Genomic DNA, 13,101 nt, shown 5'->3' with positions numbered 1-13,101 from the left:
GTTAAAGGCCGCCGGTTTCCGATGGCTTCCACAGGGTAGCGGGCGGCGCGGCAAGGCTCTATCGCGGGCCGGACCCCCGCACTTTCTTAAGGATCGATTGAACGATGGCGCGATACTGGCTGATGAAATCCGAACCCTTCAAATACAGCTGGGACGATCTGGTCGCGGAAGGGGAAGGGACGTGGGACGGCGTGCGCAACCACCGCGCCAAGAACAATCTCGCCGCGATGGAAGTTGGCGATCAGGCTTTCTTCTATCACTCGCGCGAAGGGCTGGAGATCGTCGGCATCTGCGAGGTGAGCGTGGCCGGGATCACCGATCCGACCGATCCGGAAGGCAAATGGGCTGCGGTTAAGGTCAAACCGAAAACCAAGCTGGAGAATCCCGTGACCCTTAAGGCGATCAAGGCAAATCCCGATCTTGCAGAGTGCGAGCTGGTCAGGCTTTCCCGCCTGTCGGTGGCCGAAATCACGGAGCGGGAATGGGGTATTATTCTGGAGATGGCAGGAGCTTAAAAAGTCCCTCCGCCTTTTTTATTAGGGAACCGTCTGAATTACCGGATGTTTATCTTACTATAGCGCGAAACGATTTCGTGCGGCGATAAGGAGACATCCCGTGGGTGAACTGACCGACAAGATCAAAGGCAATGCCAACGAAGCCATCGGCAAGGGCAAGCAGGGCGTGGCGGATGCCACCGACAACGCATCGCTCGACGCCGAAGGCAAGAACCAGGAAACCAAGGGCAAGGCCCAGCAGTTCGAAGGTGAAGTCAAAGGCAAGCTCGGCGACGACATCTAAGTTGCCGCAGTGCTTAATCGAAGGGCCGTTCTCCGTCAGGAGAGCGGCCCTTCGTCGTGTCAGGCCTGCTCAAGTGCAGATCGCAGCGCGCTGACGCTCAGACCGCTTGCCGATAGCTGCTCGATATCGATCAGGCAGTGGATCAGCCGCAGCCCGCTGCGGCCCTTGGCATCCGTCAGCGCCTGTTTGAACGTTTCGGTGGTTTCTACCCGAACCGACCAGGCGCCATAGGCTTCCGCCAATTTTGCGAAGTCCGGATTGGTGAGTTCGGTGGCCGAAATCCGGGCGGGAAACTCGCGCTCCTGATGCATGCGGATCGTGCCGTAGGTTCCATTGTCGACCACGATCACGAGCAGGTCGACGCCGTATTGCGCGGCGGTCGCCAATTCCTGTCCGTTCATCATGAAGTCGCCATCGCCGGCAACTGCCACGACCATGCGATCGGAGTGGCGGCGTGCGGCGGCGATGGCCGCGGGCACGCCGTAACCCATTGCGCCCGCAGTAGGGGCCAATTGGGTGGGAAATCCTTCGTAGCGCCAATAGCGATGCCACCAGCCGGAAAAGTTACCGGCCCCGTTGCAGATAATCGTATCGACCGGATAGGTATCGCGCATGAACTGGACGCAGGCCGCCATGTCGAGCGCATGATCGCCGTCAGCACGGTCTGGATTCGCCGTGGCCCAGTCTTCCCATTCCGCGTGAGCCTCGGCCCCGGCGTCGAAATCGAGCGCGTCGTCATCGGCCCAGAGCGCTGCGGCTTCCGAAAACTCCGCCGGATCGGCGCAGATCGCCAGATCGGCGGGATAGACGCGGTTCAATTCCTCCGGATCGGGATGGACGTGGATCAGTTTGCGATCCTTGTCGATCAGCGGTGGCACCGTGTAGCCGTCCGTCGTCGCCTCGCCCAGCCGCGCGCCCACGGTCAGGATCAGGTCGGCATCCTTCACCCGCGCGACGAGTTTCGGATTGGGCCCGTAACCGAGATTGCCGGCATAGACCCGGCTGGAAGGGCTGATCGCATCCTGACGGCGGAAGGCGGTGGCCGTGGGGATGCCCAGCCGTTCGGCGAAGAGCTGAAAGAACTCGCGCGCCTTCGCATTCCAGCCTGCCCCGCCGATGATTGCGATGGGCGATGCCGCATCCTCGATCAGGGCGAACAGCGTCTGCATCGCGTCGGGGCAAGGGGCCTGCGCCGGCCGCTCTACCGAGGGGCGCGGAAGGGCCGAGGCGGCATCGTGCAGCATGTCTTCGGGCAGCGCGAGCACCACGGGGCCGGGCCGCCCGGCCATCGCAGTCGCATAGGCGCGCGCGACATATTCGGGGATGCGCTCCGCATCGTCGATCCGCGCCGCCCATTTGCACGCCGGGCCGAAGAAGGCTGCGAAGTCGAGCTCCTGAAAGCCTTCCCGATCGCGCATGCCGCGCGCCACATCGCCCACGAACAAGATCATCGGCTGCGAATCCTGCATGGCGACATGGACGCCGATGCTGGCATTGGTCGCACCCGGACCGCGCGTGACGAAGCAGATGCCGGGCCGCCCGGTCATCGCGCCATCGGCACAGGCCATGAAAGCCGCGCCGCCTTCCTGGCGACAGGTGACGACGTCGATCGCGGTCTGCCCGTGCAGCGCGTCGAGCACGGGGAGGAAGCTTTCCCCCGGAACGGTGAAGATCCGGTCGCAGCGCTGTTCGATCAGGCAATCGACGAGCAAACGTGCGGCGGCGGGCGTGGGAGCAGGCGTTTCGGTCATGGTGCGGCGTTACCGCGCCCGTTCGGCGCAGGCAATCGCTGGCGCGGTCGCCACGGTTTCCCTGTCGGGTAAAGCGCGATCTGAGATGGTTGTCGTCCCGAAACGAGGCGGCCTTGCGATTTCGGGGAGCGGAATGGTTACGATCGCGTTAAGGTCGCATCATGAGACGCTCCCTTGTCCTGACCGATGAAGCCGCCCGGCACCCGTTCCGCGCCTCGCTTCCCCCGCATGTCCGCACCGAGGACGCTTCCGCGCATGACGAATCGATCTGGCGCGTCACGGCAAGCGATGTGCGCGGGGTGGCGACGGCCTATTTCGCCTGCCTCGCCGCGACTCTCGCGTTCATTTTCTGACTTCGATCAGCTGACTTAGATCAGGCGGGCAGTTCCGCCGCCCGCTCTGCGCGCACGAGTCTGCGCGCCAGCCAGCAGCTTATCAGGCACATGCCCGCGCTCATCAGCACCTGATCGGTGATGCCTATTCCGATGGCGGTCAGCCCCATCGCCAGCACGGCGCCGCCCACCATTGCTCCCGAATTGACGATATTGTTCGCCGCGATCGTGCGCGAGGCCTGTTCGGGCGCGACACGCGTGGTCAGGAACGCATAGAGCGGGACGACGAACATGCCGCCCGCCACCGCGATCCCCAGCAGGGAGGCCAGCAGCGGATAGGCCATCGGGACGGACAGGAATTGCGGCACGTCCAGCAGTGGTCCTTCGGTCGGCACCGGCCAGATCCGCGCGACGAACCAGAACGCCACCACGAAACCCGCCATCACGATGACCGCGAAAGGGGCGAAGCGCGCCGAAACTGTGCCCTTCAGCAGATGGTTCACCGCGACCGATCCGATCGCCACTCCGACCGAGAAGATGACGAGGAAGAGGCTCGCCACTTCCTTACTTGCCGAAATGACGTTCTTGGCGAGCGGCGGGAACTGGATGAAGAGCACCGCTCCGATCGTCCAGAAGAAGCTGATCGCAAGGATCGCGTAATAGATCTGGCGATCGTGCATCGTCTTGCGGATCAGCGCGATGGAGGATCGCAGGATGTGCCGATCGATGCGCTCGATCTCGCCCAAGGGCGGCGCGCTGGGCACCTGTCGTGCGGAGGCGTATCCGACCAGCGAGGTCACGATGATCAATCCCGCAGCCCATTCGACCGGGATCCAGCCCGCCAGGATCGTGCCGGCCAGGATCGCCACGTAAGTCCCTGCCTCGACAAGGCCGGTGCCTGCCAGCACTTCTTCCTTGCGCAGATGCTGGGGAAGGATCGCGTATTTGATGGGGCCGAGGAAAGTCGACTGAACCCCTGTCAAAAACAGCGCGAACAGCATCAGCACGATGGGAAACGTCGTATCGATGGTGGTGAATCCCAGCGGAATCGACACCGGCAGATCGTACCCTCGCCAGGCGAGATAGAGCCCGCTCGCCCCGATCAGCATCAGTCCGATCTCGCAGAATTTCACGCGGCGGATGATCGCCGCCTTGTCGCGCATATCGGCCAATTGGCCTGCGAGCGCGGACAGGAGGAAGAAGGGAAGGATGAACAGACCCGAAGCGACCGCGCTGAACATCCCTTCCGCATCGGCGGAATCGTAGACCTGATAGACCACGAACAGGACCATCGCGGTCTTGTAGAGATTGTCGTTGAAGGCATTCAGCAGCTGGGTGCAGAACAGGGGCAGGAATCGCCGCGTCCGCATCAGATGGGTGGTGATCGTCAAAATCTGTCCCCTGCCGCTCCGGTGCGGCTCCGCCCGCTCCCTAGAACACGCTGAGCCGCGCTTCAAAGCCCTTTAGGCGGCGGAAATGACACAAGCGGGGCAAGACGCGGCTTTTGCTTCCCAGGACGAGGCGCTAGGGGAGGGACCGATGTTGAGCCTTCCCAATATCCTGACGCTCTCGCGCATTTTCGCGATTCCCTTGCTCGCCTGGTTCCTGTGGTGGCCGGACTGGGCGACGGGTTTTCTGGTGGCGTTCGGCCTTTACTGCCTGATGGGCATCACCGATTATTTCGACGGCTATCTGGCCCGCGCCAGCGGGGCGGTCTCGAAACTGGGCATCTTCCTCGATCCGATCGCGGACAAGATCATGGTCGCGGCGGTGATTCTGGTGCTGGCGGCCCAAGGCGTGCTGCGCGGGCCGTATGTGGGCGATGCGCATGTGATCGCGGGATTGATCATCCTTGTACGCGAAATCGCGGTATCGGGCCTGCGCGAATTTCTGGGCGGATTGCAGGTCTCGATGCCGGTCAGCCGCCTCGCCAAATGGAAGACGACCTTCCAGCTTGTGGCGCTGGGTTCGCTGATCCTCGGGCAGGGCCTGCCGGACTGGACCGTGATGCTGGGCGATCTGGAAGCGAACGTTCCGCACACCGTAGGGCTGGTGACGCTGTGGGCCGCAGCGGTGCTGACGCTGATTACCGGATGGGATTATTTGCGCGTCGGCTTGAAGCACATGGATTAGGGATCGGCCTGAATTACACGACTTCCGATATAGCCGCAGACAATATTGTGGCGGGGTCATCAGTGCCGCATGCTAAGACTTGGGCGCGATGTCGGCAACGGCGCTCGATCACCCCGCCTTCAATTCCTCGGCCAGAAGTTCGAAATCGCTGCGGCGGGGGGAATTCTTGCGCCAGATCAGGGCTATCTCGCGCGCGCCGCTGGCGCTTTCGAGCGGGCGGGCGACCACATTGGTGCCTTTGAGAATACCTGCATCGACCGCCATTTCGGGAATCATCGTCAGGCCGAGGCCGTTATCCACCAATTGCACCAGTGTGTGCAGGCTCGTCCCGATCATGGTGGCCGAGCCGCGCAATTCCGGGCGGTTGCAGGCGGCGAGCGCGTGATCCTTGAGGCAGTGGCCGTCTTCAAGCAGTAGGAGCCGTCCGCCCGCGCTCATCGCGTCGATCTCCTCGGCGGAGATGGTGGCGGGGGGATCGCGCGGATCGTCCTTTGGGAAGGCGACGAACAGCTTGTCGTCCGCGATATGCGCCTGTTCGACCTCGCCTGTCGCGAAGGGCAGGGCAAGAAGGACACAATCGACGCGCCCGTGCTGCAAGGATTCGACCGCATCCTGGCTGGTCTCTTCGCGCAGGAACAGTTCGAGATCGGGCCGCTCCTTGCGCAGGCGAGGCAGGAATCGGGGGAGCATGAAGGGCGCGATCGTGGGGATCACGCTCATACGCAACTGGCCTGCAAGCGGCTTGCCCGCCGCCTGCACCAAGTCCGAAAGCTCTTCCGCCTCTCGCAGGATGCGATGCGCCTTTTCCACCACCTGATTGCCCAGCGCCGTGAAGCGGACCACCCGGCGGCTGCGTTCGACCAGCGTCACGCCGAGCAGCGATTCCAGTTCGCGGATCCCCGCGCTCAATGTCGATTGCGACACGAAGCTCGCTTCCGCGGCGCGGCCGAAATGGCCGTGTTCGTGCAGCGCCACAAGATATTGCAGCTGCTTGATGGTCGGGAGGTAGGTGCTCACCGGTTCGCGCTCACTCCGCCGCGTCTTCGACCACCGGCTCGACATCGTCGGCGGCGGTATCGACGCGGGTCATCAGCAATCTGCCGTCCTTCACGGCAAAGGCCATCCGGCCTTCGACGAGTTCGAGCGCATCTTTTCCGAAGACCTCGTATCGCCAGCCGTTGAGGATCGGCAGATCGCGCGCCCCGGCGGCCAGCGCTTCCATCTCGTCCGAACGCGTGAGCAGCCGCGAGGCCACATCGATCTCGCGCGCACGGATCTTGAGCAGCAGCTTGAGCAAGTCCGCGACCAGTGCGCCTTCCTTGCCGAGCGGCGCGCCGCGCTTGGCCTTTTCGGGCATTTCGTCCTTGGGAAGCGGCTCGGCCTTTTCGAGCACCTTCATCAGCCTCTTGCCGATATCGTTGTCCTTCCAGGCGTTAGAAAGACCGCGCACCTTGGTGAGATCGCCTTGGCTCTTGGGCGGGTGGCTGGCGATGTCGGCCAGCGTCTCGTCGCGCATGATGCGGCCGCGCGGGATGTTCTTGTGCTGCGCCTCGCTCTCGCGCCAGGCGGCGAGCGCTTTCAGGCGGCCCAGCACCTGCGCGTTGCGACCCGGCGAGCGGATCCGGTGCCAGGCGGTATCGGCATCGTTGGCGTAATTCGCCGGATCGGCCAGCTTCTCCATTTCCGCATCGAGCCAGGCGCCGCGCCCGGTCTTGATGAGTTTTTTGAGAATGCGCGGGAAAATCTTGGCGAGATGGGTCACGTCGCCGATCGCATATTCGATCTGGCGGTCGGTCAGCGGGCGGCGGCTCCAGTCGGTAAAGCGCGCGCCCTTGTCGACCGTGAAGCCGAGCCAGCTTTCGACCAGATTGGCATAGCCGATCTGTTCGGACTGGCTGATCGCCATCATCGCGATCTGGGTGTCGAAGATCGGTTGGGGCGTCTTGCCGGTGAAATTATAGACGATTTCGACGTCCTGCCCGCCCGCGTGGAAGATCTTGAGCACGTCTTCATTGTCGCAGAGCAAGTCCCAGAGCGGTTGGAGATCGATCCCGTCGGCCAGCGGATCGACGGCGGCGGCTTCCTCCTCGTTCCCGATCTGCACCAGGCAGAGTTCGGGCCAATAGGTGTTCTCGCGCATGAATTCGGTATCGACGCAGACGAAATCGCCTTGCGCCAGCCTTTCGCACAATTCGGCGAGCGGTTCGGTGGTGGTGATGAGGTCGTGGATTTTCATATGTCTTTTCTGTCTGTCGGACGGAGTGCCGTCCGGCGGCGCACCTGCCTTGACAAAAAGGCAGGCTTGCCCTGTTAGCGCGCGCGTTTCCTGCTAGAGGGAGCGCAGCGCGGCCCGGCCGCGATCGGGGGCGATGCGGCCCCTAGCGCCATAGCACCGATTTTGGAAAGTTTTTCGATGCACGCCTATCGCACACACACCTGCGCCCAATTGACCAAGGACGATGTCGACCAGAGCGTCCGCCTGTCCGGCTGGGTCCACAACAAGCGCGATCATGGCGGCGTCCTGTTCGTCGACCTGCGCGACCATTACGGGATCACCCAGATCGTTGCCGACAGCGACAGCGAGGCGCTGCCGGTTCTAGAAAAGCTGAAGCTCGAATCCGTCGTGACGATCGACGGGACGGTGAAGGCGCGCGACGCAGCGGCTGTGAACGCCAATCTGCCGACCGGCGAGATCGAGGTCTTCGCCCGCTCCATCGAAGTGCAGAGCCGCGCGAGCGACCTCCCGCTGATCGTCAATTCGGCGGAAGACTATCCCGAGGATATCCGCCTCAAATATCGCTTCGTCGATCTGCGGCGCGAGCGGGTACATGCCAATATCATGCTGCGCAACCAGGTGATCCAGAGCCTGCGCCGCCGCATGACCGATCAGGGCTTCAGCGAATTCCAGACGCCGATCCTGGGCGCATCCAGCCCCGAAGGCGCGCGCGACTATCTGGTGCCGAGCCGCCTTCACGCCGGGCGCTTCTATGCGCTCCCGCAGGCGCCGCAGATGTTCAAGCAACTGCTGATGGTCGCGGGCTTCGACCGTTATTTCCAGATCGCGCCCTGTTTCCGCGACGAGGATCTGCGCGCCGATCGCTCACCCGAATTCTACCAGCTCGACTTCGAAATGAGCTTCGTGACTCAGGAAGACGTGTTCAACACGATCGAGCCGGTGCTGGCAGGCGTGTTCGAGGAATTTTCCGGCGGCAAGAGCGTGACGCCCGCAGGCGAATTCCCACGCATTCCCTACGCCGAAGCGATGCTGAAATACGGCAGCGACAAGCCCGATTTGCGCAATCCGCTGATCATCTCGGACGTCACCGAGCACTTCACCAGCTCGGGCTTCGGCCTGTTCGAAAAGATCGTCGGCGGCGGGGGCCGGGTGCGTGTGATCCCTGCGCCGAACACGCATGAGAAGAGCCGCAAGTTCTTCGACGAGATGAACGACTGGGCGCGCAAGGAAGGCTTTGCGGGCCTTGGCTATGTCACGCGCAAGCAGGGTGAGTTCGGCGGCCCGATCGCCAAGAACCACGGCACCGAAGGCATGGAGAAGCTCTATGCCGAGCTGGGCCTCGGCGAAAACGACGGGCTATTCTTTGCCGCGGGCAAGGAAAAGGACGCCGCCAAGCTGGCCGGGGCCGCGCGCACGCGTGTTGCGGAAGAGCTGGGCCTGATCGAGGAAGGCTGCTTCAAATTCTGCTGGATCGTCGATTTCCCGATGTTCGAATGGGACGAAGACCTCAAGAAGGTCGATTTCAGCCACAACCCGTTCTCGATGCCGCAGGGCGAGATGGAAGCGCTGGAGACGCAGGATCCGCTCGATATCAAGGCGTGGCAGTACGACATCGTCTGCAACGGCTACGAGCTGAGTTCGGGCGCGATCCGGAACCACAAGCCGGAAATCATGTACAAGGCCTTCGCGCTGGCCGGCTATTCGCAGGAAGAAGTCGATGCGAACTTCTCCGGCATGATCGAAGCGTTCAAGCTGGGCGCGCCGCCGCACGGTGGCTCCGCGCCGGGGATCGACCGTATCGTGATGCTGCTGGCCGACGAGCCAAACATCCGCGAAGTCATCGCTTTCCCGATGAACCAGCGTGCGCAGGATCTGATGATGGGCGCGCCGAGCGTGGTGAGCCCCAAGCAGCTGCGCGAACTGAACATCCAATTGTCGCCCAAGGCGCGCGAGGCGACCGAAGCCGCCCGCAGCGGCGAGAGCACGGATATGAACACGAACGCCACCGTTCGCGACGAAGATCCGTAGGCGCAGGACGGCTGACGGACGGCCGCTGATAGATACCTGATACGAAAAGGGCGCGGAACTCGATCCGCGCCCTTTCTTTTTGAATTGCTGTCCGACGGTCAGTCGTACTGTTTCTCGATCATGTCGCCGAAGCGTTCGCCTTCGCTGATTTCGGCCAGGCACTGCTGGACGATCGCGCGCTCATCGGCTTCGAGATCGTCGCCTTCCAGCGCCTTTTCGAACTTGTCCTTGATGTAATCCTCGCCTTCTTCGACACGCTCGGCAGCGGCTTCGTCGCCATTCTCGAACAGGTCGGTAATATCGACCCACAGGCGATGCAGGCCGCCCGTGGCCGTGCCCTTGGTCACGAGTTCGTCGCCCTGGCGCTCGAGCTGGGCGTTCAGAGTGCCGAGCGTCTGCTGGCGCTTCTCGAGCCGCTGCTGCAGGGCCTGTTTCAGCTGGGCGCTCTTGGCCTTTTCGTGCGCCTTGCGATAGCCTTCGACCGAATCGAAGGTGGTGTCGGTCAGGCTCTTGAATACGGTGGAAGTCATTGATTTGCGTCCCTTCACGAGGTTGGTAGTATGATGCCAATGCGCGGGACGTCGCATCGGTTCGGCGCTTGGTCTGACAACGGGGCGAGATGCCCTTGCGCTGCGCCGCCCCGTTCACTAGGGCGAAACCCAATTTTCAAACTCCCATTTTTCGAGAGGGAATAAAATGAGCGATACTGCCGAGCGCGTACAGAAGATCGTTGTCGAACATCTGGGCGTGGAAGCCGACAAGGTGACGCAGGATGCCAGCTTCATCGACGATCTGGGCGCCGACAGCCTCGACATCGTGGAACTGGTGATGGCCTTCGAAGAAGAATTCGGCGTGGAAATCCCCGACGATGCGGCCGAGAAGATCACCACCGTCGGCGACGCGACCAAGTATATCGAAGAGCACAAGGGCTGATCGCCCTTCTGGCTAACCCGCTCGTCATGGGCGGGATCGGACAGGCCCGAGCCCCTCGCCGGGTCGGGCCTGTTGCATTTTTCGGAGAGTTCCTATGCGCCGCGTCGTCGTAACCGGACTGGGCCTCGTCACCCCGTTGGGCGGCGATGTCGAAACCACCTGGACCAATCTTCTCGCCGGCGAAAGCGGGGCGGGGCCGATCACCCGCTTCGACACGACGGGCCAGAAATGCCTGATCGCCTGCGAGGTGAAGCCCAAGGATCACCCCTGGGGCTTCGATCCGGACAAGCGGGTGGATCACAAGGTCCAGCGCCAGGTCGATCCCTTCATCGTCTACGGCATCGACGCCGCAGGACAGGCGATCGAGGATGCGGGCCTCGAGAATATGGACCAGGCGACGAAGGAACGCGCGGGCGTTTCGATCGGATCGGGCATTGGTGGCCTTCCGGGTATCGAGAGCGAGAGCCTGGTTCTCGCCGAGCGCGGCCCCGGACGCGTCAGCCCGCATTTCGTCCACGGACGCCTGATCAATCTGATCGGCGGGCAGGTCTCGATCAAATACGGCCTGATGGGTCCGAACCATGCCGTCGTCACCGCCTGTTCGACCGGCGCGCACTCGATCGGCGACGCGGCAAGGATGATCGCGCTGGACGATGCCGACATCATGCTGGCGGGCGGGGCGGAATCCACCATCAACCCGCTCGGCGTGGCTGGCTTCGCGCAGGCGCGCGCGCTCAATATGAGCATGAACGATCGGCCCAAGGAAGCCAGCCGCCCCTACGACAAGGACCGCGACGGTTTCGTCATGGGCGAAGGCGCGGGCGTGGTGGTGCTCGAGGAATACGAGCACGCCAAGGCGCGCGGCGCGAAAATCTATGCCGAAGTGGTCGGTTACGGCCTGTCGGGCGATGCCTATCACGTCACCGCCCCGCACCCGGAAGGCAAGGGCGCGGAACTGGCGATGCGCATGGCGCTGAAGAAATCCGGGCTGGATGTCTGCGACATCGATTACGTCAACGCCCACGGCACATCGACCATGGCGGACACGATCGAACTTGCCGCGGTCAAGCGCGTGATGGGCGACGATCTGTGCGGCGCTTCGATGAGCAGTACGAAATCGGCCATCGGCCACTTGCTCGGCGGTGCGGGCGCGGTGGAGGCGATCTTCTGTATGCTGGCCATCCGCGACCAGATCGTGCCGCCCACGCTCAATCTCGACAATCCGGACGAGGGGACCGAAGGCGTCGATCTCGTCCCCCACACCGCCAAGAAGCGCGAGGTGAACGCCGCGCTCAACAACAGCTTCGGTTTCGGCGGGACCAACGCTTCGCTGGTGGTCAAGAAGGTCGACTGAGATGAAGCGGATCGGCCTGCTGGCGGGGAGCGTGGCCGTTCTGGTCGCGCTCATCGGCATCGTCTGGCTGGTGGCCGGTTGGTGGGGGACTTCGGAACTCGACGAGGATCGCGAATTCACCGTCGCCTCCGGCTCCACGCTGACGGCGGTCGCCGACAAGCTGGCGGCGGAAGGCGCGATCGATTCGGCGAACGGCTTCCTGCTGCGCGCCAAGCTGCTCGGCAGCGGCGATCCGGTGCAGGCGGGCGAATTCCTGCTGCCCGCAGGGACTAGCCCCGCCGGCATCCTCGATACGCTTCAGCATGGCCAGCCGATCCGCCGCTTCGTGACGATCCCCGAAGGTACGCCGTCGATTCTGGTGCATGAGCGCCTGATGGCCGAACCGCTCCTGACTGGCAAAATCCCGGTCCCGGTCGAAGGATCGATCCTTCCCGACACCTACGATTTCGAGCGCGGCGAACCGCGCGCCAAGGTGCTCGCGCGGATGCAGGCGGCGATGCAGAACTATCTCGCCGAAGCCTGGCCAAAGCGCGGGCCCGATATCGCGGTGGACACGATTCAGGAGGCAGTGACGCTTGCCTCGATCGTGGAAAAGGAAACCGGCGTCGCGAGAGAGCGGCGCATGGTGGCGGGGCTCTATTCCAACCGGTTGAAGGACGGGATGCTGCTGCAGGCCGATCCGACGATCATCTACCCGATCACGAAGGGCAAGCCTCTGGGCCGCCGCATCCGTCAGTCCGAAATCGCGGCGGTGAACGATTACAACACCTATTCGATGACGGGTCTGCCCAAGGCGCCGATCACCAATCCGGGGCGCGAAGCGATCGCCGCCGTGCTGAACCCCGCCAAGACCGATGCGCGTTACATGGTGGCGGACGGGACGGGCGGCCACGCTTTCGCCCAGACGCTCGACGAGCATAACCGCAACGTCGAAAAATGGTTCGCCCTGCGCCGCGAACGGGGCGAGATGTGAGCGATGCGCCGCTGATTCTGACGGCGCAATTGCCGCCCGATCTCCACAGCTGGGCGACCGGTCTGCGCGACGAGCATTTTCCGCCCGAGCGCAATTATCTCGAAGCGCATGTCACGCTCTTCCACGCCATTCCCGCCCAGTGCGAGCCAGAAGCGCGCAGCTTTTTGGCGCGTCTGGCGGGCGAGGTGGCTCCGGTGCCAGCGCGGCTCGAAGGGCTGATGTCGCTGGGCGGTGGGACCGCGCTTAAGCTGTCGAGCCCCGACATGCTCAGCCTGCGCGATCACATCGCCGACCATTTCCACGGCATGCTGACCGCGCAGGATCAGCATCGCCCCCGCCTGCATGTGACGATCCAGAACAAGGTTACATCGAAGGAAGCCAAGGCCCTGCAGGCGCGGATGGCAGGCACAGTCAGCGTGCGTGATTTCGCCTTTCCCGGCCTCTCGCTCTTCCATTACAAGGGCGGTCCGTGGGAGCTGGTGCGCAGCTTCACCTTTCGCGGCTGAGCCGCGTGGTTCGGTCTCTTTTTCCCGGTTGACCGAATCCGGCCATCGCCCTAAACG

Annotated in this window: 14 protein-coding genes; 9 read left to right on the top strand and 5 right to left on the bottom strand. The window is 63.2% G+C overall.

The window, feature by feature from the left end:
* Positions 1–104: 104 nt before the first annotated feature.
* Together J7347_RS05395 and J7347_RS05390 are read left to right on the top strand one after the other, a co-directional pair.
* Positions 105–515 (top strand): EVE domain-containing protein, encoded by a 411-nt coding sequence (locus J7347_RS05395; protein WP_067684015.1) that lies wholly within the window; start codon positions 105–107, stop codon positions 513–515.
* A 100-nt stretch (positions 516–615) separates the two neighbouring features.
* Positions 616–798: a CsbD family protein gene (locus J7347_RS05390; RefSeq protein WP_209161110.1), complete on the top strand. Its 183-nt coding sequence runs from the start codon at positions 616–618 to the stop codon at positions 796–798.
* A 59-nt stretch (positions 799–857) separates the two neighbouring features.
* Here J7347_RS05390 and J7347_RS05385 read toward each other — a convergent pair whose 3' ends face one another.
* Complete coding sequence (locus J7347_RS05385) at positions 858–2,549, bottom strand: thiamine pyrophosphate-binding protein (RefSeq protein WP_209161109.1); 1,692 nt, start codon at positions 2,547–2,549, stop codon at positions 858–860.
* A gap of 161 nt (positions 2,550–2,710) precedes the next feature.
* On the opposite strand from J7347_RS05385, the gene J7347_RS05380 reads away from it, so the two are divergent.
* Positions 2,711–2,902, top strand: coding sequence for a hypothetical protein (locus J7347_RS05380; protein WP_067684008.1), 192 nt, complete (start codon positions 2,711–2,713; stop codon positions 2,900–2,902).
* A gap of 20 nt (positions 2,903–2,922) precedes the next feature.
* Here J7347_RS05380 and J7347_RS05375 read toward each other — a convergent pair whose 3' ends face one another.
* Positions 2,923–4,272, bottom strand: coding sequence for an MFS transporter (locus J7347_RS05375; RefSeq protein ID WP_209161108.1), 1,350 nt, complete (start codon positions 4,270–4,272; stop codon positions 2,923–2,925).
* Between the two features lie 148 nt (positions 4,273–4,420).
* On the opposite strand from J7347_RS05375, the gene pgsA reads away from it, so the two are divergent.
* Positions 4,421–5,014: a CDP-diacylglycerol--glycerol-3-phosphate 3-phosphatidyltransferase gene (pgsA, locus tag J7347_RS05370; RefSeq protein ID WP_067684003.1), complete on the top strand. Its 594-nt coding sequence runs from the start codon at positions 4,421–4,423 to the stop codon at positions 5,012–5,014.
* Positions 5,015–5,122: 108 nt separating this feature from the next.
* On the opposite strand, the gene J7347_RS05365 is transcribed toward pgsA, so the two are convergent.
* Together J7347_RS05365 and rnd are read right to left on the bottom strand one after the other, a co-directional pair.
* Positions 5,123–6,031 (bottom strand): hydrogen peroxide-inducible genes activator, encoded by a 909-nt coding sequence (locus J7347_RS05365; protein ID WP_209161107.1) that lies wholly within the window; start codon positions 6,029–6,031, stop codon positions 5,123–5,125.
* A 10-nt stretch (positions 6,032–6,041) separates the two neighbouring features.
* Positions 6,042–7,250, bottom strand: a complete 1,209-nt coding sequence (rnd, locus tag J7347_RS05360) for a ribonuclease D (RefSeq protein ID WP_209161106.1) — start codon at positions 7,248–7,250, stop codon at positions 6,042–6,044.
* Between the two features lie 177 nt (positions 7,251–7,427).
* On the opposite strand from rnd, the gene aspS reads away from it, so the two are divergent.
* Entirely contained in the window at positions 7,428–9,278 is a 1,851-nt protein-coding gene (gene aspS, locus J7347_RS05355; protein ID WP_209161105.1) for an aspartate--tRNA ligase, read from the top strand.
* 98 nt (positions 9,279–9,376) lie between these two features.
* On the opposite strand, the gene J7347_RS05350 is transcribed toward aspS, so the two are convergent.
* Positions 9,377–9,808, bottom strand: a complete 432-nt coding sequence (locus J7347_RS05350) for a PA2169 family four-helix-bundle protein (protein WP_209161104.1) — start codon at positions 9,806–9,808, stop codon at positions 9,377–9,379.
* A gap of 166 nt (positions 9,809–9,974) precedes the next feature.
* On the opposite strand from J7347_RS05350, the gene J7347_RS05345 reads away from it, so the two are divergent.
* From J7347_RS05345 to J7347_RS05330, 4 genes are all read left to right on the top strand, one after another.
* Positions 9,975–10,211, top strand: a complete 237-nt coding sequence (locus J7347_RS05345) for an acyl carrier protein (protein WP_067683987.1) — start codon at positions 9,975–9,977, stop codon at positions 10,209–10,211.
* Between the two features lie 94 nt (positions 10,212–10,305).
* Complete coding sequence (gene fabF, locus J7347_RS05340) at positions 10,306–11,565, top strand: beta-ketoacyl-ACP synthase II (RefSeq protein ID WP_067683985.1); 1,260 nt, start codon at positions 10,306–10,308, stop codon at positions 11,563–11,565.
* Between the two features lies 1 nt (position 11,566).
* Positions 11,567–12,538 carry an endolytic transglycosylase MltG gene (gene mltG / locus J7347_RS05335; RefSeq protein ID WP_209161103.1) on the top strand — a complete coding sequence of 324 codons (972 nt, stop codon included), beginning with the start codon at positions 11,567–11,569 and terminating at the stop codon, positions 12,536–12,538.
* On the top strand, positions 12,535–13,044 hold the full coding sequence (locus J7347_RS05330; protein ID WP_348521566.1) for a 2'-5' RNA ligase family protein: 510 nt from the start codon (positions 12,535–12,537) through the stop codon (positions 13,042–13,044). Before mltG ends, J7347_RS05330 begins: the two co-directional genes overlap by 4 nt.
* Positions 13,045–13,101: the final 57 nt, after the last annotated feature.

Origin of the sequence: Erythrobacter sp. A6_0 (assembly GCF_017744235.1) — a bacterium.
GTDB lineage: Bacteria > Pseudomonadota > Alphaproteobacteria > Sphingomonadales > Sphingomonadaceae > Qipengyuania.
The sequence above is the reverse complement of the archived record's forward strand: the minus strand, read 5'-3'. Positions and strand labels throughout refer to the sequence as shown.

Coding starts and splice junctions, on each gene's coding strand:
- J7347_RS05395 (WP_067684015.1), top strand. CDS start 105: ATGGCGCGATACTGGCTGATGAAATCCGAACCCTTCAAATACAGCTGG.
- J7347_RS05385 (WP_209161109.1), bottom strand. CDS start 2,549: ATGACCGAAACGCCTGCTCCCACGCCCGCCGCCGCACGTTTGCTCGTC.
- J7347_RS05380 (WP_067684008.1), top strand. CDS start 2,711: ATGAGACGCTCCCTTGTCCTGACCGATGAAGCCGCCCGGCACCCGTTC.
- pgsA (WP_067684003.1), top strand. CDS start 4,421: ATGTTGAGCCTTCCCAATATCCTGACGCTCTCGCGCATTTTCGCGATT.
- rnd (WP_209161106.1), bottom strand. CDS start 7,250: ATGAAAATCCACGACCTCATCACCACCACCGAACCGCTCGCCGAATTG.
- aspS (WP_209161105.1), top strand. CDS start 7,428: ATGCACGCCTATCGCACACACACCTGCGCCCAATTGACCAAGGACGAT.
- J7347_RS05350 (WP_209161104.1), bottom strand. CDS start 9,808: ATGACTTCCACCGTATTCAAGAGCCTGACCGACACCACCTTCGATTCG.
- J7347_RS05345 (WP_067683987.1), top strand. CDS start 9,975: ATGAGCGATACTGCCGAGCGCGTACAGAAGATCGTTGTCGAACATCTG.
- fabF (WP_067683985.1), top strand. CDS start 10,306: ATGCGCCGCGTCGTCGTAACCGGACTGGGCCTCGTCACCCCGTTGGGC.
- mltG (WP_209161103.1), top strand. CDS start 11,567: ATGAAGCGGATCGGCCTGCTGGCGGGGAGCGTGGCCGTTCTGGTCGCG.